We start from the raw sequence: 22,993 nt of genomic DNA on the forward strand, positions 1-22,993 counted from the left end.
GCCGGAAAAAAGCAGCCTCTATATGAGGGCTGCCCCGATGATTATGCCCGGCCGGCTGAAATCAGTTTCATTTGTCCGGGCGTCAGTTTGAGCCGGTATCCCCTTACGGTCAGATACACAGTTTTTTCTCCGCGGCTTTTGTCATGCTCCGTTTTTTTCATTCCGGCCCCTCCGTTACGTTTTATTACTTTTATGTTAACACCGCAACATAAAGAGCGTTTTAAGAATATGTAAAGAAATGATGAAGCTTTATCCATAAAAATACTGCCGGATGAAATCATCCGGCAGTCCCGTTTAACGGCTGTTTCTGTTCATGTCTTGCAGCTTTGTAAAAGTAGCGTTGTCGGTAAACACTTGAATTGTACGGCCGTCCGCAAATTTTTTGGCCGCATGTTTGACATGTTTATCATCATTTTTCGTAAAAGGATGATTTGTTCTGACGGCAATGACGACTCTCGTGTCAGTCACGATGACCTGACTATCCTGTACGCCTTTTACTTTTTTCACGCGGTTTGCAACTTTTGCCGCCAGCCTGATGTTTTCGTCGTTGTCATACCCATTATAAGACATTGCTGCCGGCGGGGTATTGACATTTCGGCCGTTATATGTGCCGTCCGTCGTTAACGGAACCCCGTCATTAGGCGCATACTGGTCGGACACGTTTGTCGTATTATGACGGCCGTTTCGGTTTTCCATCATTTCAGAAACGGGTCCTTGATGGTCCATTCCGTACTGGCGTCTGCCGTTATCATTATCATTCGAATAATATCCGACCGGACGTGTTGACTGATTGTAGCGTCCGTCATTCATGGCATTATTTGCTCCGCATGCCGTTAAGCTAGCCGTCACGGCTAAAACGCCTGCGATCGTCATCAGTTTTTTACCCAATGGAAAAACCCCCCGTGGATTCATCGCTGTTTGAGCGTTTTCCGCTCATGTTTAGGATGTGCGGCCGACGGCGGGTTTAAGCTTGTCAGTTATGTCCATTCCTCAGTTGGACATAAAAAAAGGAACGACATACATCGTCCCGAAACATTAATCTTCTTCTTCCTCCGGCCGTCCGAATACTTGATTTGGACTCGGCTGATTCGGCGCGGCATTAGGATTTGCTCCGCCGTAAGGCATAAAATATCCGGCGTTTGCACCCACATTCGGATACGGCTGCACAGGCACATTTGCGTGATGGTGATGTGAACCGTGGTGGTGATGATGGTGATGATGTGAATCATGGCAGCCGCAATCATCATCCTTATATTTTCCATCATGATGAGGGGCGTGTGCGTAATGTGACGAATATCCGCCGTAATACGGCATTTGACCGTAAGGAGCACCGCCGAAACCAGATGCAGAACCATCATAATGCTCTGCATTTTCATGGGCCTGGTTTTCATATTCACCGTAACCCGCTTGCGGCCCAAATCCCGGATGATGGAATCCGTACGGTAACGGCATCGGCATGACCGGAAAGCCTCCGAAACCTCCTCCAAAACCGCCGAAACCTCCGCCTACCGGGAAGCACGGATGGCATAATCCAGAACCCGGCAGCATCGGTGTCACCGGAACCGGACAAGGACAAGGCATGCACGGCATCGGGTAATGCATAAAAGGCGGTTCAACGGCCGGCATATTCGGAAACGGGACATTCGGAATGTTTGGCATGTTCGGCAGATGATAAGCGGCGTTTTCTTCTTCCATCTTTCCGGCTTCAGGCGCCTTTGGCATATTCGGGTAATTCGCGTTTTCCATGTTGATCATTTCCTCCTGTTGTGGAATGTTATTGTCATGCTCTTTTTCTTTCGGCTCGACAAAATGTGTCACCGGTTCCTCCGGCTTAGGAGGCGACCACGGCTGAAACAGCTGATTGGACGGGTAATATTGGTTCATATCAGCTTCCGGCAGCACATTTTCATGCTTTTCAGGGATTGGCGGCACATAAGGAATCGACGGCTTTGGTTCTTCCGGTATGGTGTCTTCAATGTCCACAACTGATTTCGGTTTTTCTTTGGCATATGGATGCTCATGCTTATGCGCAGACGTTCCGAAGCCGGCCTTAGGTTCTTTTCTGACCGGAACGGCTTCTGAAGGCACCTTTATCTTCATTCCAGGCATAATTAAGTCTGGATTGCTAAGCTGATGATTCAGTTTTTTTAACTCTTCAAGATCAACTCCGTATTTTTCAGCTATTTTCCAGAGCGAATCGCCTTTTTGAACGATATGAATTTTCAACGTTTTCCCCTCCTATGCACAAAACGTGAACGGTACATTTGTCATTACAATACGTTTCTTCACACTATATGCCGATGGACTGGGCATGATGATAAAAAATTTGGGAAGGAGGGGAAATTTTTATAACTACGTATGACTCAGCATTCTGTTCAAAGCACGAAGCGCTTCTGTCCGAACCGCTTCCGGAACTTTAATGACACCCTTCAGCTCGCCTTTTTCAAGCTGCTCAAGCGACCACAATAAATGCGGCAGATCGATTCTGTTCATTGTCAGACACGGACACATATCGGGATTCAATGATTCAATCTGTTTATCCGGATGCGATTGAATGAGGCGCTGAACAAGATTCATTTCCGTTCCGATCGCCCACTTGCTTCCCGGTTCAGCCTGTTCAATCGTATCAATAATGTATTTGGTAGACCCGCTGTCGTCACTGAGCGAGACCACTTCCCTCGAACATTCCGGATGAACGATAATGCGGATGCCGGAATCCCGCTGCCGCAGCTGAGAAATATTTTCCGCTGTGAACTTTTCGTGTACGGAGCAATGCCCTTTCCAAAGGATGACTTTAATGTTTTCCGGATGGTCAGTAAGCAATCGGTTCTGCCCCGGGTCCCATACAGCCATTTCTGTCAGCGGAATGCCGAGATCATAGGCTGTATTTCTGCCTAAATGCTGATCCGGCAAAAATAAAATTCTCTCTTTTTGTTTAAAAGCCCATTTCAGCACACTCCGGGCATTCGAAGAGGTGACGGTCGCTCCTCCGTGCCGTCCGACGAATGCTTTAATTTCCGCCGTCGAGTTAACATATGTTAACGGAATGATGGTGTTACCGTACAGTTCTTGAAGCTCTTGCCATGCTTTGTCCGTCTGCTGAATATCTGCCATATCAGCCATCGAGCATCCGGCGCGCATATCGGGCAAAATGACGGTTTGGTTATCATCAGTCAGCATATCAGCGGTTTCCGCCATAAAATGCACGCCGCAAAACACAATATATTCCGCCTCTTTATTTTTTTCTGCCACTTGAGCAAGCTGCAGGGAGTCACCTGCCGTATCGGCGAATTGTATTACTTCGTCTTTTTGATAGTGATGCCCCGGAATGAACAGGCGCTTTCCGAAATCCCGTTTAATGGCAGCGACCCGCTTCTCCATTTCTCCGGTGCTCATGTCTTTATAATGGCTCGGCATCATTTCGGCTGATGCAGTTAACACGTCAAAAATAGACATCTTAAAAATCCCCCTGTTCCGCAGCCTCAACATCCATGCTGATGTCGGCGCTTTTTACTGAATGAGTCAGAAATCCGAGTGAAATATATTGGACGCCCGTTCCTTTATAAGCGGGCAATGTGTCGAGCGTTATGCCTCCAGATGCTTCCGTTTTGATATGGCCCGGTGTCATGCCTGCAAAACGCCGGACGGACTCAGGCGGACAGTTGTCAAACATAATAACGTCTGCGCCCGCTTCTATTGCCTCGAGCAGCTGCTGTTCGGATTCGATTTCGACTTCAACCGCAAGCATCTGCCCCGCCGTTTTTCTTGCCCGCTCCACGGCCGCCTTTATCGATCCGCAGGCGGCAATATGATTATCTTTTATCATGATGCCGTCATATAAGCCGAAGCGATGATTAAAGCCGCCTCCGACCCGAACGGCGTATTTTTCCAGCATTCTGAGCCCGGGTGTCGTTTTTCTCGTATCACAAATCTTAATGGACGGATCATCAAGACGCCTTTTGGCCTCATCCGTCATTGTCGCAACGCCTGACATTCTTTGTAAGAGATTCAGAATGACCCGCTCCCCCGTAAGAAGAGCCGCCGCCTGGCCTTCCATTTCAGCGAGCACGTCTCCTTTTTTCATCCGTTCTCCGTCTTTTTTCAGGGAGCGGACGCGGATATCATCGTGTAAAAGCTTCCATCCTTCACGGATAACGGCTTCTCCGGCAAACACGCCATCTGTTTTTGCGATGATTCGCGCTTTACATTGCTGATCAGCAAAAATCGCTTGTGACGTCGCATCACCCGTTCCGATATCTTCCTGAAAAAAATGAGTCAGCATTTGTTTCAGCTGCAGAATGTCCATAGTTCCCCAATCCTTTCGTTTTTTCTGATAACTGTTCCAGATGTTGAATGAATGATTTGTTTTCCGTGCCACTCTTTCTCCGTCCCGGGAAAATCAGCGCGAAAATGAGCGCCTCTGCTTTCTTCCCGAATAAGGGCTGAGGTCACAACAAGTTGCGCAGTCTTCCATAGGCAGGATAGCTCGGCTTGTTCTATTGTGATATCCTTCACATTTATATGACGCACAGATACGTTGTTAAGCCAGGATGCCAGCGCCTGCATGTTTTCTTTTTGCCTGACGATGCCCGCTCCGGTTGTCATTTTGGCTTGGAGCACATGAAGCGTTGTGTCCGGCACTTCTAAGATGACGTCAAATTTCTTCGGGGTTTTTTTATATCTTCCGTTTAACGGTGTTTGAATGATATGTTCAGCACATCGTTGCCCGCTTGCCAGCGCTTCCAGCAGTGAGTTGCTCGCAAGGCGGTTCGCCCCGTGCAAGCCTGTGCAGGCGGTTTCGCCTATAGCGTACAAATCAGGCACGGACGTTTTCCCCCATGTATCGGCTTTTACTCCGCCCATTAAAAAATGCATTCCGGGTGCTACGGGAATTCCGCTTTCGAGATCAACACCGGCTGTTTGACAAATTTCTGTTATGGTCGGAAAACGTTTCTTAAAATCGGCTATTCGGCTGCAATTTATAAAAACAGGATTTTCTTTCATCATTTCTTCATAAATCGCCCGTGAAACCACATCCCGGGGCGCCAAATCTTCTAGTGCGTGTCTGCCAGCCATGATCCTGCGCCCGAAGCGATCCGCTAAATATCCTCCTTCTCCTCTCACTGCTTCAGAAATCAGGCCGTACACAGTCCCGTTTTTCACAAGGAGGGTCGGGTGGAACTGGGTGAACTCCATATCCGTGATCTCAGCTCCCGCGCGAAAGGCAAGAGCGATGCCGTCTCCCGTTATGGCGGAATCATTTGTGTGATATTGGTACAGACTGCCGCAGCCGCCTGATGCAAGCACTACACAATCCGCTCTTCTGTAAGAAACGGCGCCTGAAGCATCCTTTACGGCAACGCCTGCGCATCGTCCGTGTTCAATCAGCAGATCAACAACCGACTCGTGTTCAATGATCCGTATGCCGTCCCTCAGCTGCCGAACCAGAAACTCAACCAACATCCGTCCGGTCGCATCTCCCCCGGCGTGCAGAATCCTCCTTTTGGAATGAGCCCCTTCCCTGCCGAGACAAAACGTTCCGTCCGACTTCGTATCAAAAGGGAAATGGCCTTCTATCAGCCTGTTTATCATGGTCTGTCCGCTTTTCAGCAAATGCCGCACGGCTGTCACGTCATTGTGTCCGCATCCCGCATACAGTGTATCGTTCACATGGGATTCTAAAGAGTCATCTTTTGCGTATGAAACAGCAATCCCGCCTTGAGCATAATGCGAATTGCTGTTCGTTACGTTTCTCTTTGTGATGACGGTCACTTGATATGACGGAGGAAATGAGGAAGCACAGGCAAGGGCCGCCGTCCCCGAACCAATGACGATAATTGTTTTTTCAGACATACATCACCCTCCTGTTATATTTACACCTGTCTTGACACCTATATTTACACAGCGATAAAATAAACTCAAGCTTTTTTTTAACATAAACGGATAGGAGACGGGCTGTATGATTTATCTTGATTACGCGGCGGGAGCGCCTTTAAGCAAAGAAGCCGCGAAAGTCTTTCAGCATCTCAGCACAGAGGTATACGGCAATGCAAGCAGCCTTCATGACGCCGGAGGAAGAGCGGCGGACGTGCTGGAATATTGCAGACATTCTGCAGGAAAATTGATCGGCGGAGCGGCAGACGGCATTTACTTTACAAGCGGCGGAACGGAAGCGAACATCTTGGCCGTCCAATCATTGCTGCACGGTCTGCCCGATCACAAAAAACATTTTATTACGACCGCAATGGAACACCATTCGATCCATAATGCCGCAGCGTTTTTAGCTGATCGGGGAATTGATATCACCATCATATATCCCGACGAAAACGGCCTTATAACCGAGGACATACTGGCGGCTCATATCCGTCCTGACACGGGGCTCGTTTCCATACAGCACGCCAATTCAGAAACCGGCCTCATCCAGCCTGTGAATCGTCTGGCCGCTTTTCTTCACCAGAGAAACATTTTGCTGCATTGCGATTGTGTTCAAAGTTTCGGCAAACTGCCGATTAATGCAGATCAGGCGGGAATCGACGCCCTTTCCGTCTCCGGTCATAAAGTATACGGCCCGAAAGGCACCGGGGCTGTTTACATTCGGCCCGGTGTCAGCTGGAACCCGGTTTATCCGTATACCGTGCATGAAAACGGGTTCAGGCCCGGTACGGTGAATGTGCCGGCCATCGGCGCTTTTACCGCTGCTGCGGAGTATGCAGTGAAACATATGGAGGAACACCGTGAGCATGCTGACAGGCTGAGGAATTATTTGTATGACCAAATTCGGCGTCAAGGCCTCCCCATTTCATTTTCAGAGGAAGAAACCGGCGGTGAATGCCTGCCCCACATTGTCGGGTGTTTTTTTCACTCCTTTGAAGGACAATATATTATGTTAGAATGTAATCGTAACGATATTTGCATCTCAACCGGGAGCGCATGTTCCGCCGGCAGCCACGGCCCTTCTTCAGCTATGAAGGCGCTGAAAAAAACCGAACGGGAAGCGCGGCAGTTTTTCCGAATCTCATTCGGAAACGAAACAACATGTGAACAGCTCGATATGCTGATACATACATTTACGGCGCTGTGGGAGCAAAAGAAAGGAGAATCAGCAATTTGACAGAAGGAACGAAGCTTACTGGGGAGAAAAGACGCGACATGCTGCTTCATTGGCTGAAAGAAGCCGGCTCGCCATTAACAGGAGGCGAATTGGCCAAAAAAGCAAATGTCTCAAGACAGGTGATCGTGCAGGACATATCGCTCTTGAAAGCAAAAAACGAGCCGATCATCGCGACGAGCCAAGGCTACTTATACATCAGCATGAATGCCGGCGGCGAAAAAAACGCCGAACGGATTGTCGCCTGTCTGCACGGCCCGGAGCGGACGGAAGAAGAGCTTGAACTCATTGTCGATGAAGGCGTCACCATAAAGGACGTCATTATTGAACACCCCGTATACGGCGATTTAACCGCCGCCATAAGAGTCAGCACACGGAAAGAAGTCAAACAATTCATGGATCACATTAACTCGACAAATGCCGCTTACCTTTCACAGCTGACCGGAGGCGTGCACCTCCATACGTTAAGCGCCCCGACAAAAGAGCGGATTGACCAAGCCTGCCAAGCGCTGGACGACGCGGGTATTTTAATAAAAGATTAAAAAAAAGCCCCCTGAAGGGCTTTTTTTATATCGAATAGGATTGATATGTTCCCAGAAGCTTGACCCGGCAGCCGAGGGCTTCCATCTCTTGAACGGCACCGGGAATGAGAACCTGATCCATCGCCTGTTCAATATCAATAATAAAGAAATAGTTGCCGAGACCCGTTTTTGTCGGGCGCGATTCGATCTTTGATAAATTCAGGTTTCTCCATGAAAAAGCGGACAGCACCCTGTGCAGCGCACCTGATTGGTCATCTTGGGGAAGCGTTACCATCATCGTCGTTTTCGGCCGTGAAGACAGTTTCGCATTCACTTCGAATGAGACGTCTTTTTCAGGCGAAAGAATGACAAATCTCGTGTGGTTGTCCTGATAATCCTGAATATCCCGCTTCACGATGCTCAATCCGTATGTAGCGGCGGCCATTTCATTTGCAATCACGCCGATCGGAAGGTCCGAATGCTCACTGACATACTTGGCAGCCGCACCTGTTGACTTCGCATACTCATAAGGAACGGACGAAAAATGCCGGTGAAGAAATTTGTGGCATTGCGCAATCGCATGGGAATGAGAATAAATTTTCTCAAGCTTTTTCCACTCATTTTCTCTCGAAGGGTGAACGAGCAGATGCTGGTGAATCGGCAGCGTCATTTCCCCCACGATCGCAAGAGGCTGCTCATGAATCAAATAGTCAATCGTTAAGTTAACCGAGCCCTCCAGCGCGTTTTCCAAAGGAACAAATGCAAGATCAACTTCTCCCGCAACCGCCGCATCCATGCATGCCGGTATTGTTTGATAAGGTGCTTGTGTCACGCTGTTTTGAAAGCAGGAACTGACTGCTAGATGTGTAAATGTGGCTTCTGGCCCTAAATAACCGACTTTCATGTCTCTTCTCTCCTTACGCGCCTGACCCTAAGATCTCAACTTTTTCTATAAAATCAAATTTTCTCAGTTTATTCATTAACGTATGAATGTTTTCTTCCATTGCGGACGTACTGATTGAGAGCGTGACATTCGCCCTGCCCTGAAGCGGAATCGTCTGGTGAATGGAAAGCACGTTGCTTCCTGAGTCAGCCACCGCCTGCAAAAGCTGGGATAACGCGCCTGACCGATCCTCCAAATGAAAGAAAAGTGTGATTATTTGTTCTTTAACCATCGTGTAAAAGGGGAAAACCGCATCTCGGTATTTGTAAAAAGCGCTTCTGCTTAAATCAACTTTCTGCACGGCATCTGCAACCGATTCAGCCTTTTTTCTGTCGAGCAGCTTTTTGACTTCTAGAGTTTTCCGCATCGCATCAGGCAGAACGTCTTCACGCACTAAATAAAATGTCTCTTCTTTCACCTGCACCCCTCCCTTTTACATCAGAGAGCCTGCATCGCAAGCTCTCCGTTTTTTTAATCAATAAATTCAAATTCAAATTCCAGAAGCCGGATGATATCGCCGTCTTTAGCACCGCTTTCTCTGAGCGCTTCATCAACGCCCATACCGCGCATCTGTCTTGCAAAACGCTTGACGGATTCGTCACGGGAGAAGTCAGTCATTTTAAAGAGGCGTTCCAGGCTGTCACCTGAAAGCACAAACGCACCGTCCGGATCACGGGTAATGTTAAATGGAATTTCTTCATCTTCCATCGTGTACATTACACGGTTTTCCGCCAGTTCTTCTTCATCATACAGCGGGAATTCAGGCGTTGTTTCCAGCTGGTTGGCGACTTCAAACAGAAGATCGCGGAGCCCTTCTCTCGTCACCGCGCTGATCGGGAAGACAGGGTGATCATCCTGAAGCTTTTCTTTAAACGCTTTAAGATTTTCAGCCGCTTCGGGCATGTCCATTTTATTCGCAACGATAATTTGCGGACGCTCCGTCAGCCGCAGATTATATTCACTGAGCTCCTGATTAATGGTCACATAATCCTCATACGGATCACGGCCTTCCATCGCTGACATGTCAATGACGTGAACGATGACGCGCGTCCGTTCGATATGGCGGAGAAATTGGTGGCCTAAGCCGACTCCTTCGTGCGCTCCTTCAATCAAACCGGGCAGATCCGCCATGACGAAGCTTCTTCCGTCATCCGTTTCCACCATGCCCAGATTCGGAACAAGCGTTGTAAAATGATAATCGGCGATTTTCGGCTTTGCCGATGAAACGACAGACAGAAGCGTAGATTTTCCGACGCTCGGGAAGCCGACGAGACCTACGTCTGCAAGCACTTTCAGTTCAAGCACGATATAGCGCTCTTTTCCGGGCTCTCCGTGCTCTGACAGCTGCGGTGCCGGGTTGGCCGGTGTCGCAAAGCGGGTATTCCCGCGTCCGCCGCGTCCGCCTTTTGCGATGACGGCGCGCTGCCCGTGCTCAGTCAGATCGGCAATGACCTGTTTTGTATCGTCATCCGTTACGACTGTGCCGGGCGGAACTTTAACAACCATATCGTCCGCATTTCTGCCGTGCTGGTTTTTAGACATGCCGTGTTCGCCGCGTATCGCTTTGAAATGCCGCTGGTACCGGAAGTCCATGAGCGTGCGCAGTCCTTCATCAACCTCAAAAACGACGTCGCCTCCATTACCTCCGTCACCGCCGGCAGGCCCGCCTTTCGGCACATATTTTTCACGGCGGAACGCAACCATTCCGTTACCGCCGTCGCCGCCTTTTACATATACTTTCACCTGATCTACAAACATAATATCCTCCGTTCTAAACCGTAAAAAACCGCTAGTTCATTCCAATTTCGGCCACACATTCATGGCCGGTCAGCTCAAATTGCATGACATCAAAGTCCTCATACCGGGATTTGCGAAATTCATCAAACACATCTGCATTTGCAATCGTTCCATGAAAATCGAGATATACAATAAGCTGTCTGTCAGGGTGATCCGTCTGCAGCGATACGGTCAGATGATTTTCACTTTCATTGTTTACCGCCAGACCGAACAGATGAAACAGTTTTCTCATCAGGTTCGACAGCTTTTGATCATATGCCGATAAATCTTTAATTTCTCCGAGCACTTCGTATTCGAGCCTCATATAACGGGACTTCCAATTAAATGTAAGAAAGTCAAACGCCAAGTGCGGGGTTTTCAGGTTTGAGAGCTTTGATTCGTGCTTTGCATCTATGACCATTTCGTCAATAATTTCAACGACCCTGTCATACTTCTGCAAACTTAAGTTTCCTTTTATCAGCTGCAGCTTATTCATCCAATCATGACGGAAATGGCCCATTAATTGGATCAGCTCATTGATCAGAGCCGCATCGCTTACAGGTTCTTCTTGTTTCTTCGATACATCCTTCATTTTCGCACTCCCAATCGTTTAATTTCTTTTTAGGAGTCTTGATAAGTGTGTACTATGAATTATAACAGAGAAGGCTTTGTTAAAAAAACACTTGTTTTTCCTGGTTCATCATGTTCCTTTTTCGGATCGCATACTATGCGGATGCCAGGCAGAAACATTTTTGGTATCACTGCTTGGGGAACATATCCAGTGGGTATGGGAAGCTGATGTCCTCATTCAAGGCGGGGTTCACTCACGCATCCTCTGCTTTTCATTCTTGATGTTACTCCGCTTACTGCAAAAAAAACTCCAGTCAACGACCGGAGTTTTTTGTGTCATTATTGAGCTACAGGATATACGCTCACTTTTTTGCGGTCACGGCCGAAACGTTCGAATTTAACAGTTCCGTCGATTTTAGCAAAAAGAGTGTCATCTCCTCCGCGGCCCACGTTTTCACCTGGGTAGATTTTCGTTCCGCGTTGACGGTAAAGGATAGATCCGCCTGTTACGAATTGACCGTCTGCACGTTTAGCGCCTAAACGTTTAGATTCAGAGTCACGTCCGTTCTTTGTAGAACCTACACCTTTTTTAGAAGCGAAAAACTGAAGATCTAATCTAAGCATGTAACTCACCTCCTATATTTGGTTTGCAGTCAACCGTAAGTGTTCACTGTAATCCCGCTCGATCGTTTCAAGAGAAACAATCATGCCTTCAATCAGCAGCTGCGCTTTTTGCAAAGCTTCCTGATCAGCGGCTTCAGGGAATTCAAAGTAGAAATAACCCCCGTCCTCGCCTATATCAAGAATCGGTTCGAGAGGAGCCAGCGCGATAACCGCATTGACCGCTCCGAAAACGACAGCCGTGACCCCGGCGCATACGAGATCTCGTCCATGTTCAGCAAAATCGGCATGTCCCGTCATTTCAAAGGACAAAATGCCCCCGTCATTCCGGGATCTTCGAATTGTTGCCTCAATCATGCTTACGCGTTGATTTTTTCGATTGTCAATTTAGTATAAGGCTGACGATGACCTTGTTTTTTATGAACATTTTTCTTTGGCTTGTAACGGAAAACAGTGATTTTTTTCGCACGGCCTTGTTTTTCAACTTTAGCTGTAACTGTCGCGCCTGCAACTGTTGGGTTGCCGACTTTCACGCTGTCTCCGCCAACAAACAATACGTCTTCAAACGTCACTGTTTCACCTGCTTCAGCAGCAAGTTTTTCGATGTAAACAGTTTGACCTTCTTCAACTTTGATTTGTTTTCCGCCTGTTTTAATGATTGCGTACATTCTCTGCACCTCCTATTAGACTAAGACTCGCCAGCAACAGGGGGCTTTAAAGCTCTTATCACCTGTCCCGAGCGGTTGTAGCATTGGTGCTACATCCATAACATTAAAAAATATATCAGAACCAAAAGGATATGTCAATCTATTTCTAGTAAGGCAGCAGCAGGTCTTCCATAGAGGAATCTGTCCGTTTATCGGCAAAATACGCATGAAGCACTTCATTTTCATCGAGCTGGCTGAGCTTTTCTCCGGCTTTTTCAACGATGATGGGGTGCTTGCATCCCCGTTTGAATTCGGCCATGACATGTTTCACTTTGGCATCGGCCGCGACCGTCAAAGGATGCAGCATGGCGACATCGCGGTTTTTGCCGTAGTATCTCTCCAAAAGAAACCTCAGCTGAATATAGTGCCGCTTCCGGTATTCATCCCATAAAGAAGCGGCGAGAAAGACGAACAGCACCCATGCACTGACCTGAAGGGGGACGGCCAGCACAATCCAGCAGCAGAGCAAAAGCGCGGAAACGGCCGATGTCTGCAGGCTGAGGAGATGCGCTTTTTGAAAAGCCATTTGTTTAGAGAAGTATAAAAACACAAACTTTCCGCCGTCAAGCGGCCAGATCGGCAAAAGATTGATGAAAAGAATAGAGAGATTATAAAAGGTAAACATCTCAAATGTCTGCTCACTTGCAAAACCTGACATGAAAAAGAGCCAGGCTGCCGCCTGAAGCCACACATGCTGAAGCGGGCCTGCCAGGATGACCGCGAATTCCTCTTTAAGCGGCCGGTTTCCGTGCTCCTCCACCTCAACCGTCCCGCCGAAAGGGAGCAGAAAGATTCGTTTTATGCGCCACGAAAAAAACACAGCCAGAGCAGCATGCCCCAGCTCATGAACGGATACGACCAGCAAAAGACACAGCAGCGCTTTGATGTGCCCCGTCATAAGACCAAGCCCCATGATAATCCAAAGAAAAGGATGGACATGAACTTTGAAAAGGAGGCTGAGCCATTTATTCATCAAAAGTGATCACCTGGATCGGATCTATGAATTTATCGCCATCCTGGATCGCGAAATAGTACTGGCCTTTACTTTTATCGTTAAGCTTGATCGAACCGATCTTTTTCCCTTTATCGACAAAGTCGTACAATGAAACGTTAACATCTTTTAGCCGGCCGTAAATGCTGCTTGTATTGTCGGCGTGCTGCACCTTCACCGTCAGCCCTGTTTTTTTATCTTTGCTCACTTCCATAATGTAGCCTTCTTTTACGCTGTCAATGGCTTCGCTGGCGGTTTCGACGACGACGCCCTCTCCGTTATTTTGAAAGTCCTGCTGGATTTTCCCCGCGGCAGGAACGGCCATATCCTGACTGACCGCCACCTGACCGTCCTTCTTTTTCGTTCCCGGCGTAAGAAAAGCGAGCGGGTTTCCGAAGGAAGATACGAACCAATTGCTTACGGCAGCAAACTGAAATTCCTTTTGAAAGGTTTGTGCGATCGCCGGTTTGATCTGACTCAACGGCTGTTTGTCAGTTTTATAGGCAATAGCGGAGATCAGTACGAGACAGGCGGCCAGCAGGCATTTTAAAATAATAGAATGAGCGCTGATCAATGGATGCCGTCCGTTAAATTCGGGCGGGTGTTCCGTTTGATATTCGTAGTCCGGTAGAAGCTTGTGCTTTTCCTGCTCCTTGACCGTCTGCCACGCGGGAAAATCCTGAGTTCGGGCGTTTTGAACGAAAGTCCGTTTTGATTCAGGCCGCTGTTTTCTTCTTTTGGCCAGTCTTTTTCTAATTTCATCAGCTCTGTGACTCATCGCCATCATCCTTTGCAATCGTTGGGTTTGTACATCCTATGTCTTGTCCATTGCAAATATGCGCTCTTGAAAAACAAAAAAGACCTGATAAGCTGGGCTTCATCAGATCTTTGTATTCTGGTATATATTATGAACGCACGCCGAAAAATGACTTGATTTTCGCCATCATCCCTTTTTGCTGCTCTTCAAGCACCTGCAAAGGAACGGATTCTCCTAAAATGCGCCGGGCGATATTGCGGTACGCAATGCTGGCGCGGTTTTTGGAATTCATGGCAATCGGTTCGCCGATATTTGAAGCCCTGATCACTTCATCATCGTCAGCAACGATTCCGAGGAGATCAATAGACAGATGATGAACAACTTCATCCACATCCATCGTGTCACCGTTTTTCACCAGGTGATTTCTGATGCGGTTCACGATAAGGCGCGGCGGTTCAATATCTTCCTGCTCCAAAAGTCCGATAATGCGGTCAGCGTCCCGCACCGCTGATATTTCCGGCGTCGTCACAACAATCGCCTTATCAGCTCCGGAGACGGCATTTTTATAGCCTTGTTCAATTCCGGCCGGACAATCAATAATGACATAATCAAATTCCTGCTTAAGCTCCTGCACAAGCGATTTGATCTGCTCAGGGACAACAGCCGTCTTGTCGCTTGTCTGGGCAGCCGGCATTAAATGAAGCAGATCATCAAAACGTTTGTCTTTGACAAGCGCTTGATGCGTCTTGCATCTGCCTTCAATTACATCTACTAAGTCGTAAATAATTCTGTTTTCAAGACCCATTACGACATCAAGGTTGCGCAGTCCGATATCTGTGTCTACCAAACAGACGCGCTTCCCTAAAATGGCTAAGGCGGTACCGAGGTTTGCAGATGTTGTTGTTTTACCTACTCCGCCTTTTCCCGAAGTTATTACGATAGCCTCACCCAATTTCACATTCCTCCCTCAAGCCTTGTTAGATCAGGTCTTAAATGAGCCAATTGCTGAAGGCGTTCAATGACCATATTTCCGTCAGTATCTAAATAAGCACATTCCATGTCGTTCCCTTTTTGAATGTGGTCTGGGGAGCGATTTAACACGTGATTGATCCTCAATTGTGTCGGCATCATTTCGGATGCGGCGATCACAGCCCGGTTATTTCCGTTATAACCCGCGTGGGCAATCCCTTTTAATGAACCGAGAACAAATATATTTCCTCCGGCTCTGATCGTACCGCCGGGATTCACATCTCCGATTAAAAGCAAATCTCCCGTCACGTGAAGCACCTGGCCCGAACGGACGATTTTGGAAACCGAAACAATTTCCTGCTCCTCTTTCATCCGCTGCGCTTCTTCTTTGGCGATGACTTCACTGTCAATTGAATGCACGACTAAATCTTTCTTTGACGCGATCAGATCAGTCAGCTGCTCTGCCTGTTCCTGATACAGATACCGATGCCCGAGTTTAATATGAACACTGATTTTTTGGCCTTTGCCATCAGTATATTGTTCAATCGACAGCATGTTTTGAAGACCATCGAGAAGCTCATCAAAAGAACACGCATCATCCAGATGCAATGTTAAGCCGTTTTTTGTTCCTTTTATTGTTACATATTGCTGCTTTTTGGTCTTCATCAATGTTCACCTCAACAACATACTCTTTTCGTCAAAAAAAGATAAAATCCTTTTTACTCATCTCTTAATTCTTTCTTCAGACTTATATAAAACAGCCTGAAGGGCAGGACTAATATAACGGCCCCCGCAATATTCAGCAAAGCAGTCGGCAAGAACCGCTGAATGACAAAATCGTTAAACGTCATTGTGCCGCTGCGGATTAACGTCTGAATGCCGTAGACGTAAAATTCAAGCACACATACGCTCAGCACCGCGACCAGAATGACCATCAGGGCGTTTGTCTGCAGCACTTTAAACGCTTTGGCCGCCAGATAGCATAAACCGGCAAAACCAAACATATAAACGCCTAAAACACCCGTATAATTGATGTCATAAAGAAATCCGAAAATCAAACCGTAGATCACCGCATGCTTTTGGTTGATATAAGCGGACATAAAAATCAGCGCAAGCAAAAGAAAATGCGGAACGACCTGCTGCTCGACGGAAACGAAAGGAAAACGCACCAGATCCGTATAGATGCTTTCCGCACAAAAGACCAAAATCATAATCAAAGGGAGAAGGAAACGTTTCACGATCCTTCCTCCCCTGTTGCTACGCTTCGGTTCACGACGATGACATGGTCAAGATCGTACAGGTTGGCAGCCGGTTTCACGTAAGCGATTTTCGTCAGGCCGTAAGCATCTGATTCTACATCGGTCACTTCCCCGACCGTCAGCCCTTGAGGAAATACGCCGCCCGTTCCGGATGTCTCCACGAGGTCGCCTTTTTTCACTTCACGTTTTTCATCCGGCTCAAGGATGGTCATTTTCAGAGTCTGTTTCTTTTTATCATACCCTTCAATTAAACCGTAGCCTTTGCTTCCCTTTTTGCCGGAGATTTTGGTGGCCACTCTGTTATTGCGGTCAACATCACTCAGCAGCTGAACGGCGGATGTGAAACTGTTGAGTCCGCTGCTTTTGATCTTCCCGACCAGCGCACCCTTTTCGTTCGTGACAGCCATGTCTTTGGCCACTTTCTGCTTCGTTCCCTTATTGATCATGATCTGCTTGTACCATTGATCAGGGTTTCTGGCGATAACGGTCGCTAAAATCGGATCATAGTCGGAAATTGATTTGACATGCCCGAGTTCATCACGCAGCTTCTTGTTTTCATCTTTGAGTTCTTGGAGCTTCGCTTCATATTGTGTCTGTCCGTCCAGCTTTTGTCTTAAGCGTTCGTTTTCCTTGTACGTGTTTTTCAGGTCTTTTATGTCCCCGAAGAACCCTGCAAAATATTCGGCAGGCGTGTGAAAAATGTTTTGAAATACTCCCGTCGTATCACCGATCAGCTTTTCAGGCCAGGTGGTATTACGGCCGTTCTTCAGCGAGAATCCAATCATAGCCACCAATATGATAATACACAGAAGTAATAGCATTAACCGTTTGTTCGGCATCGTGATACACCTCTTCTATTTAACTCCTGATTATCTTGTTTTTCCTTTGAAAAGATGGATGTGCTCCAGTGCTTTTCCAGTGCCGATCGCAACACAATCCAGCGGATCTTCAGCGATAAGAACAGGCATTTTCGTTTCGTCGCTGATGACTTTGTCGAGATTGCGGAGCAGGGCGCCTCCCCCTGTTAATACAATACCTCTGTCCATAATGTCAGCGGCCAGCTCAGGCGGTGTTTTTTCAAGCGTGCTCTTCACCGCGTCAACGATTGAGAGAACTGTATCACGCAGTGCATTTGCAATTTCCGTTCCCGTGATTTCGATCGTTTTCGGCAGACCTGTCAGAAGATCGCGGCCGCGGATTTCCATTGACGCATTTTCTTCACCGGTTTCTGCTGAACCGATTTCCATTTTAATAGCTTCCGCCGTACGGTCACCGATCATCAGATTATATGTTTTTCTGATATAGCTGATGATTGAGTCGTCCATTTCGTCACCGGCTACGCGGATTGACTGAGACGTGACAATGCCGCCTAAAGAAATGATCGCCACTTCAGTTGTTCCGCCGCCGATATCAACGACCATGCTGCCCGTCGGCTCCCATACAGGAAGATTCGCGCCGATTGCTGCCGCAAACGGTTCTTCAATCGGATAAGCGTCACGTGCGCCCGCTTGTCTTGTCGCGTCGATGACCGCCCGTTCTTCAACGGCCGTAATACCTGACGGCACACACACCATAACGTAAGGCTTTCTCGCAAACAATCCTTTATTTTTCACAGCCTGATTAATGTAGTATTTCATCATTGTCGCAGTTGTTTCATAGTCAGCGATAACGCCGTCTTTCATCGGACGGAGCGCGACCACGTTGCCCGGAGTTCTTCCGATCATGTTTTTCGCATCGTTACCGACCGCAACGATTGACTTCGTATCCGTTTGCAGAGCAACGACAGACGGCTCTCTCACTACGATTCCTTTACCTTTAACAAACACAAGCGTATTCGCGGTTCCCAAATCTATACCAAGGTCTCTCGTACCAATTCCGAACATATGTATGTATCTTCCTTTCTTAAAGCAAAAATACCCTAAAGGGAAAAACTCATAAAATCTATTATATCTTAAATCAACGAAAAAAAAAGTGTTACAAATATCCTTTTTCCTTTAAACTCACAAATTTTTTATCACCAATGACCAAATGATCCAGCAGCTCGATGCCGATTAAATTTCCGCACTCAAAAAGCCGCCTGGTTACCTCTATATCTTCCCTGCTCGGTGTAGGATCTCCTGAAGGATGATTGTGAACGCAAATGAAGGACGCGGCGGATCGTTTGAAAGCTTCTTTAAACACCTCCCGCGGGTGGACAATAGATGAATTCAGACTTCCGATAAAAACGGTGCGTTTATGAATGACTTGATTTTTGGTATTTAAATATAAACAGACAAAATGCTCCTGGGATAAAAAGCGCATATCCTCCATCACATACTTCGCCCCGTCTTCCGGAGAGCGGATGACGCAATGCTCCCCGGCGGATGTCTTATGAATGCGGCTCCCCAGCTCAATTGCGGCAAGAATCTGAACGGCTTTCACCGTGCCGATTCCCGGAATGCTGGAAAGCTCCTGGGCAGAGGCGCCTTTTAACAGTCGCAGCCCGTCAAACGTCCGCAGCAGCCGGTGAGCGAGGTTCATGACGGACTCATGTTTCGTTCCCGTCCGCAGCAGGATGGCGAGCAATTCATTGTTAGAGAGATGTTCGGCTCCGAAGTGCAGAAGCCGCTCTCTCGGTTTTTCTTTTTCGGGGAAATCTCTTAATTTTAACGGCAGATCACGGATGATCAACCCCTCCTTGTTCCCCTTCCCGGTTTGAACATCAAGCTTTTATATTAAATTCTTTCAAGGCTCTCATTGTTTTAGCGACAGGAAGCCCGACGACAGAATAAAAATCACCGTCTATTTTTTTCACTAAAAGCGCGCCTTTTCCTTGGATGCCGTATGCACCTGCTTTATCCATCGGTTCTTTTGTTTCAATGTAGAGCTGTATGTCGTCTTCACTGAGCGGCCAAAACGTCACTTCCGTCGTGTCACAGAACGTTTCTTTCCGGTCATGCGTCTGAATGCTGACCGCCGTAATGACTTGATGGCTTCGGCCGGAAAGCCTCCGCAGCATGTGTGCCGCTTCTTCTCTGTCATGCGGTTTGCCGAGGCATTCGCCGTCTATGCACACCATCGTGTCAGCCCCGATAACGACTGCATCGGGATTTTCGGCCAATACAGCACCGGCTTTTTGCTCGGCCAAACATTGGACGTTTTCTTCCGGCGAAAGGTTTCGATTTAATTTTTCTTCTGTGCGGCTTGCAATAATGCTGTAAGGAATCTGAAGAAGATTAAGGAGTTCTTTTCTTCGCGGAGATTGTGATGCGAGTATTAAGCGTTTTGTCATGATTGTCATCCTTTCAGGGTTTGCTTAAGAAAAAAAGATACTTGTCTATCCTACCAAATCAAACGGGCAACCACAATTTCAGAAAAATAACTTTTTGATGACAAAATAAAAAATCCCGCCGGATGACGGGAAATGAGATACTATTTTACAACACTTAAAAGCTCTTTTTGGGCTTTCCAGCCGGATTCCGAACCCGACGTTTCCAGTTCTTTCAGCGCTTGAAGCACGGCCTCTTTCTGCTTTTTGTCAGCGGCGTCTGCACCGTCTGCCGTTTTTGCCGCTTCAGCCACTTCCGTTTTTGAAAGATCTTTGCCGGTAATCGCTTTGGCGGAGAGCTCAGATGCTTGTTTAAAAGAGTCTTCCAGCCCTGAATCGACCGCAAAGCTGAGCTCTTTACCGCCCCAAGCCTCAAAATCATGGTCTATCAGTGTCTGACCCAATTGCTGTGATAAGCTTTTTTCCGCTGCAAGCCCGGCGATCACGTATGTGTATCCGTCTTCTTTAGCCAGAGAGACGGCCGAGTATCCTTTTTCAGTCAGCTGGTCAACAAGCGTTTGCGCTCCTTTTTCTGATGAAAATTTTCCGGCCTGCACCGCATATGTTTTATAGTTTCCCTCTGAAGTTTCCGCATCTCCTGTACCGGCTGTTTCAGATTTGTCTTTAGAAACATCTCCCGCTTTCGCCGTCTGCCCTTGTGAACCTTTGTCAGCTGATGCCGGAGCGGAGGCTTCTTTACTTCCCGACATATTTAAGGCGACAAGGCCGAGCCCGGTGCCTAAAACAGCCGCAACGGCAATTGTCGTGACCGCTTTTTTAACTGGAGAAGACGGCTGCTTTTTTTTCGGAAAATGAGGGCCTGTTTTTTTCTTCTGGTATGGCGGAACGACTTTCGGGTCATCTTCAAATACCTCAGAATTCTTCTCATGATCCCAATTGAAATCTTCTTCTTTCGGATCTTCATGGGAAGCGGCGGTCTCCTGCTCCGCCTTTTTTGTTTCCTCCCAATTTGAAAATGTGACGGTTTTCTCCCCGCCTTCTTTCACATCTTCTTGTCCATACATCGTTTCTTCTTGTCCGTTAATGGTTACTTTAAGGGCATTGTTTTTTGCTTTGCTGTGCTTTTTGCTCTTCCTTTTTTTCAACGTCTCTTCCCCCTTGCATTCGTCTTGGCCGTACCTTGAACTGATCATGGTTCACACTTTAGCATAGGCGAAAAAAAAAAGAACAAGACTTTTGTCGTCTTGTCCAAAAAACGTTCGCCAAATTTTTCAAGCCCCTCCTGAAGCGAGCTTGATGTAAAACGAAAACAGCTCTTCACCGTATAAATAACTCAAAGCGCTCCCGGCTGAGATGGCCGGCGCAAACGGAAATGGCTGCTTTTTACCAAGCCTGCCCCGGGCTGCGGCGCACATACCGTATACGGCTCCGATCATAACGGAAAGAAAGAATGCAATGAGCACGAGCTTCACGCCGAGCGTCAGGCCGATCACCCCAAACAGTTTCACATCACCTGCGCCGATGCCTCCTTTACTGACAAACATGATAAAAACAAGCAGAAAAAATCCGCAAACGGCTCCGGCAAACCCTGCATACCATGAATCCAGCGGAGAAAACATACGGCCGGCGATGAAAAGCGGAAGAAAAAACAGCAGAACCTTGTCAGGAATCAGCATATATTGCAGATCCGTCATAGTAACAATCATGAGCAGAGACAGAAATAACAGCGCGACTAACAGTTCTTTTGAGAAACCGAAATGAATACCTGCAGCCGTGAATAAACATGCCGTCCAGCATTCCGCCGCCGGATACATAACCGACAGCTTCGCACGGCAGTTTCTGCATCTGCCTCTTTGCAGAATATAGGAAACGACGGGCACAAGCTCCCCCCAGGAGAGCGGCAAGCGGCAAAACGAACAGGCTGAACGCGTCGAAATAACCGAGATTCGCAGCGGGATACGGCACGCTGCTGTATAAAAAAAAGAACCGAAAATCAAGCCGAGAAAAAACAGAATCAAAAGCACTAGAGACCACACCTTTACTATCAATCTGGCTCAGATTATAGCAAAGAAAAACACCATGACTGAAATGGCTGAAAATATATTTTCAGCATAAAAACACCCGGCAAAACCGGAAAAGGGTCTGCCGGGCATCCGAGGGGCTGTCAGATAAGCCGCTTTCTCATTTCTGAAATAAAATATAAGGAGCCGGTAATGATGATGACATCATCCGCCCCGTCTTTTTGTTCTATCCATTCTTTCACACTGTCCGGGTTCTCATCGAAGCTCTTATCCGTTAAACTGCTTGCATTGTAAAGGGCTTCGGCGCTTGAAGCACGCGGAAAGTCAAATGATACAAAGTGAATAGAGTCCGCTTCGGTTTCAAGCTTTTTAATCATTTCCTGATACGGTTTGTCTTTTAATGCGCTGAATACGACATGGACGTTTTTATCGGCAAAGCGCTGCCTGATCGTTTCTGTCAGTGTGTCAACGCCTTCTTCGTTATGTGCGCCGTCCGCAAACACTAAAGGGCGGCTTTGAAGACGTTCAAACCGGCCCGGCCAGGAAGCTTTTTTCAGACCGTTTCGCATCGCTTCTTCAGAAATGGCTGCGGCTCCCAGACGATTCATCCATTCAGCGGCCAATATCGCCAATGCTGCATTGTGCCTTTGGTGAATGCCGATCAGCGACGTTTGAATGTCTTCATAGCATTTCGTTTCCGTTTCCAGCGAAAAGCTTTCACCGGACGGAAGCGCCGCTTCATTAGACAGTCTGCACGTTTTATATAGTGACTGATACGGAGCCTGCTTTTTTTCGGCTTCCGCTTCAATAACGCCGAGTGCTTCCGGCTGATTGACGCCCGTAATGACCGGAATGGAATTTTTAATGATACCGGCTTTCTGCCCGGCGATCTCCTCGATGGTATTGCCTAAAATCGCCATATGGTCATGTCCGATACTTGTAATGACCGACAGAAGCGGATTCACAATATTGGTTGAATCAAATGTGCCGCCCAGTCCCGCTTCAAAAATGACAAAATCGATATCAGCCCGCTTCGCAAAATATAAAAATGCACACGCTGTAATGATTTCAAATTCTGTCACCGTCCCGGCATCGGTCTTATCAAGCTCATCGACTATCGGTTTTATGTCATTAACGAGCGTTCTCCATTCCTCATCAGAAATCGGCGTGCCGTTGACGCTGATACGCTCATTAAACGTAATAATGTAAGGCGATGTGAACGTGCCGACCGTATAACCGGCTTCTTGAAGCACGGAACGGATAAAAGCGACGGTCGATCCTTTGCCGTTTGTGCCCGCCACATGAATAGCGCGAATGTTCTTTTCCGGGTGTTCCAGTTTTTCCATCAGCTTTTCCATACGGAGAAGGCCCGGCTTAACGCCGAACTTGAGTCTGCCGTGAATCCAGCTGATCGCTTCTTTGTACGTATTAAACAATGAAATCCCCTCTTTTATACGACAAGGCGGTTTCTTAGGAAACCGC

The 22,993-nt window shown here is 47.5% G+C and carries 26 protein-coding genes and 1 other annotated feature; of the genes, 2 read left to right on the forward strand and 24 right to left on the reverse strand.

All coding sequences use genetic code 11. From position 1 onward, the window contains the following. Nucleotides 1-294 precede the first annotated feature (294 nt). From NYE38_RS13465 to nadB, 5 genes are all read right to left on the reverse strand, one after another. Nucleotides 295-888, reverse strand: a complete 594-nt coding sequence (locus tag NYE38_RS13465; protein WP_065180387.1) for a YhcN/YlaJ family sporulation lipoprotein — start codon at nt 886-888, stop codon at nt 295-297. Between the two features lie 147 nt (nt 889-1,035). Then, on the reverse strand, nt 1,036-2,226 hold the full coding sequence (gene safA, locus NYE38_RS13470) for a spore coat assembly protein SafA (RefSeq protein ID WP_340802242.1): 1,191 nt from the start codon (nt 2,224-2,226) through the stop codon (nt 1,036-1,038). A 126-nt stretch (nt 2,227-2,352) separates the two neighbouring features. Further along, nucleotides 2,353-3,456: a quinolinate synthase NadA gene (gene nadA / locus NYE38_RS13475; RefSeq protein WP_014418538.1), complete on the reverse strand. Its 1,104-nt coding sequence runs from the start codon at nt 3,454-3,456 to the stop codon at nt 2,353-2,355. Nucleotide 3,457: 1 nt separating this feature from the next. Continuing rightward, complete coding sequence (gene nadC, locus NYE38_RS13480; RefSeq protein WP_017418241.1) at nt 3,458-4,306, reverse strand: carboxylating nicotinate-nucleotide diphosphorylase; 849 nt, start codon at nt 4,304-4,306, stop codon at nt 3,458-3,460. Next, nucleotides 4,288-5,853, reverse strand: a complete 1,566-nt coding sequence (nadB, locus tag NYE38_RS13485; protein ID WP_022552882.1) for an L-aspartate oxidase — start codon at nt 5,851-5,853, stop codon at nt 4,288-4,290. The genes nadC and nadB overlap by 19 nt, the downstream gene beginning before the upstream one ends. 106 nt (nt 5,854-5,959) lie before the next feature. On the opposite strand from nadB, the gene NYE38_RS13490 reads away from it, so the two are divergent. Both NYE38_RS13490 and NYE38_RS13495 read left to right on the forward strand, forming a co-directional pair. Next, nucleotides 5,960-7,111: an IscS subfamily cysteine desulfurase gene (locus NYE38_RS13490; RefSeq protein WP_017418243.1), complete on the forward strand. Its 1,152-nt coding sequence runs from the start codon at nt 5,960-5,962 to the stop codon at nt 7,109-7,111. Further along, the gene (locus NYE38_RS13495) at nt 7,108-7,650 is read left to right on the forward strand and encodes a transcription repressor NadR (protein WP_014418541.1); all 543 of its coding nucleotides are present in this window, start codon (nt 7,108-7,110) and stop codon (nt 7,648-7,650) included. The genes NYE38_RS13490 and NYE38_RS13495 overlap by 4 nt, the downstream gene beginning before the upstream one ends. Nucleotides 7,651-7,675: 25 nt before the next feature. Here the strand turns inward: NYE38_RS13495 and pheA are convergent, their stop codons facing one another. The 19 genes from pheA to NYE38_RS13590 form a co-directional block, all read right to left on the reverse strand. Continuing rightward, a complete protein-coding gene (gene pheA, locus NYE38_RS13500) occupies nt 7,676-8,533 on the reverse strand; it encodes a prephenate dehydratase (protein WP_003152668.1) in 858 nt (285 codons plus the stop codon). A gap of 13 nt (nt 8,534-8,546) precedes the next feature. Continuing rightward, nucleotides 8,547-8,990: a transcriptional regulator ThrR gene (gene thrR, locus NYE38_RS13505; protein ID WP_007408173.1), complete on the reverse strand. Its 444-nt coding sequence runs from the start codon at nt 8,988-8,990 to the stop codon at nt 8,547-8,549. 53 nt (nt 8,991-9,043) lie between these two features. Continuing rightward, nucleotides 9,044-10,330, reverse strand: a complete 1,287-nt coding sequence (obgE, locus tag NYE38_RS13510) for a GTPase ObgE (protein WP_017418244.1) — start codon at nt 10,328-10,330, stop codon at nt 9,044-9,046. Between the two features lie 31 nt (nt 10,331-10,361). After that, nucleotides 10,362-10,940: a sporulation initiation phosphotransferase B gene (locus tag NYE38_RS13515; protein WP_014418543.1), complete on the reverse strand. Its 579-nt coding sequence runs from the start codon at nt 10,938-10,940 to the stop codon at nt 10,362-10,364. Nucleotides 10,941-11,257: 317 nt separating this feature from the next. Then, nucleotides 11,258-11,542 (reverse strand): 50S ribosomal protein L27, encoded by a 285-nt coding sequence (gene rpmA, locus NYE38_RS13520; protein ID WP_003152662.1) that lies wholly within the window; start codon nt 11,540-11,542, stop codon nt 11,258-11,260. A 12-nt stretch (nt 11,543-11,554) separates the two neighbouring features. Beyond that, the gene (locus NYE38_RS13525; RefSeq protein WP_012118103.1) at nt 11,555-11,896 is read right to left on the reverse strand and encodes a ribosomal-processing cysteine protease Prp; all 342 of its coding nucleotides are present in this window, start codon (nt 11,894-11,896) and stop codon (nt 11,555-11,557) included. A 2-nt stretch (nt 11,897-11,898) separates the two neighbouring features. Beyond that, nucleotides 11,899-12,207 (reverse strand): 50S ribosomal protein L21, encoded by a 309-nt coding sequence (rplU, locus tag NYE38_RS13530; RefSeq protein ID WP_003152660.1) that lies wholly within the window; start codon nt 12,205-12,207, stop codon nt 11,899-11,901. A gap of 13 nt (nt 12,208-12,220) precedes the next feature. Continuing rightward, nucleotides 12,221-12,294: a sequence feature (ribosomal protein L21 leader region), on the reverse strand. A gap of 58 nt (nt 12,295-12,352) precedes the next feature. After that, the gene (locus NYE38_RS13535) at nt 12,353-13,219 is read right to left on the reverse strand and encodes a M50 family metallopeptidase (RefSeq protein WP_017418245.1); all 867 of its coding nucleotides are present in this window, start codon (nt 13,217-13,219) and stop codon (nt 12,353-12,355) included. Further along, nucleotides 13,212-14,015 (reverse strand): M23 family metallopeptidase, encoded by an 804-nt coding sequence (locus NYE38_RS13540; protein WP_017418246.1) that lies wholly within the window; start codon nt 14,013-14,015, stop codon nt 13,212-13,214. Before NYE38_RS13540 ends, NYE38_RS13535 begins: the two co-directional genes overlap by 8 nt. Before the next feature lie 127 nt (nt 14,016-14,142). Beyond that, a complete protein-coding gene (gene minD, locus NYE38_RS13545; protein WP_003152655.1) occupies nt 14,143-14,946 on the reverse strand; it encodes a septum site-determining protein MinD in 804 nt (267 codons plus the stop codon). A 2-nt stretch (nt 14,947-14,948) separates the two neighbouring features. Beyond that, nucleotides 14,949-15,629 carry a septum site-determining protein MinC gene (minC, locus tag NYE38_RS13550; protein WP_003152653.1) on the reverse strand — a complete coding sequence of 227 codons (681 nt, stop codon included), beginning with the start codon at nt 15,627-15,629 and terminating at the stop codon, nt 14,949-14,951. Between the two features lie 53 nt (nt 15,630-15,682). Next, nucleotides 15,683-16,201, reverse strand: coding sequence for a rod shape-determining protein MreD (gene mreD / locus NYE38_RS13555; protein WP_007408167.1), 519 nt, complete (start codon nt 16,199-16,201; stop codon nt 15,683-15,685). After that, entirely contained in the window at nt 16,198-17,061 is an 864-nt protein-coding gene (gene mreC / locus NYE38_RS13560; protein WP_016938781.1) for a rod shape-determining protein MreC, read from the reverse strand. Before mreC ends, mreD begins: the two co-directional genes overlap by 4 nt. 30 nt (nt 17,062-17,091) lie before the next feature. After that, complete coding sequence (gene mreB, locus NYE38_RS13565; RefSeq protein WP_003152647.1) at nt 17,092-18,105, reverse strand: cell shape-determining protein MreB; 1,014 nt, start codon at nt 18,103-18,105, stop codon at nt 17,092-17,094. A 91-nt stretch (nt 18,106-18,196) separates the two neighbouring features. Then, nucleotides 18,197-18,892 carry a DNA repair protein RadC gene (radC, locus tag NYE38_RS13570; RefSeq protein WP_007408165.1) on the reverse strand — a complete coding sequence of 232 codons (696 nt, stop codon included), beginning with the start codon at nt 18,890-18,892 and terminating at the stop codon, nt 18,197-18,199. A gap of 31 nt (nt 18,893-18,923) precedes the next feature. Next, nucleotides 18,924-19,493: a Maf family protein gene (locus NYE38_RS13575; RefSeq protein ID WP_012118105.1), complete on the reverse strand. Its 570-nt coding sequence runs from the start codon at nt 19,491-19,493 to the stop codon at nt 18,924-18,926. A 140-nt stretch (nt 19,494-19,633) separates the two neighbouring features. Beyond that, on the reverse strand, nt 19,634-20,635 hold the full coding sequence (locus tag NYE38_RS13580) for an SPOR domain-containing protein (RefSeq protein ID WP_025649687.1): 1,002 nt from the start codon (nt 20,633-20,635) through the stop codon (nt 19,634-19,636). Nucleotides 20,636-20,761: 126 nt separating this feature from the next. Next, nucleotides 20,762-21,514, reverse strand: a complete 753-nt coding sequence (locus NYE38_RS13585) for an A24 family peptidase (RefSeq protein ID WP_167340805.1) — start codon at nt 21,512-21,514, stop codon at nt 20,762-20,764. A 140-nt stretch (nt 21,515-21,654) separates the two neighbouring features. Continuing rightward, nucleotides 21,655-22,947, reverse strand: coding sequence for a folylpolyglutamate synthase/dihydrofolate synthase family protein (locus NYE38_RS13590; protein ID WP_017418285.1), 1,293 nt, complete (start codon nt 22,945-22,947; stop codon nt 21,655-21,657). Nucleotides 22,948-22,993 lie beyond the last annotated feature (46 nt).

Origin of the sequence: Bacillus sp. EU63, from assembly GCF_038592915.1 — a bacterium.
GTDB lineage: Bacteria > Bacillota > Bacilli > Bacillales > Bacillaceae > Bacillus > Bacillus velezensis.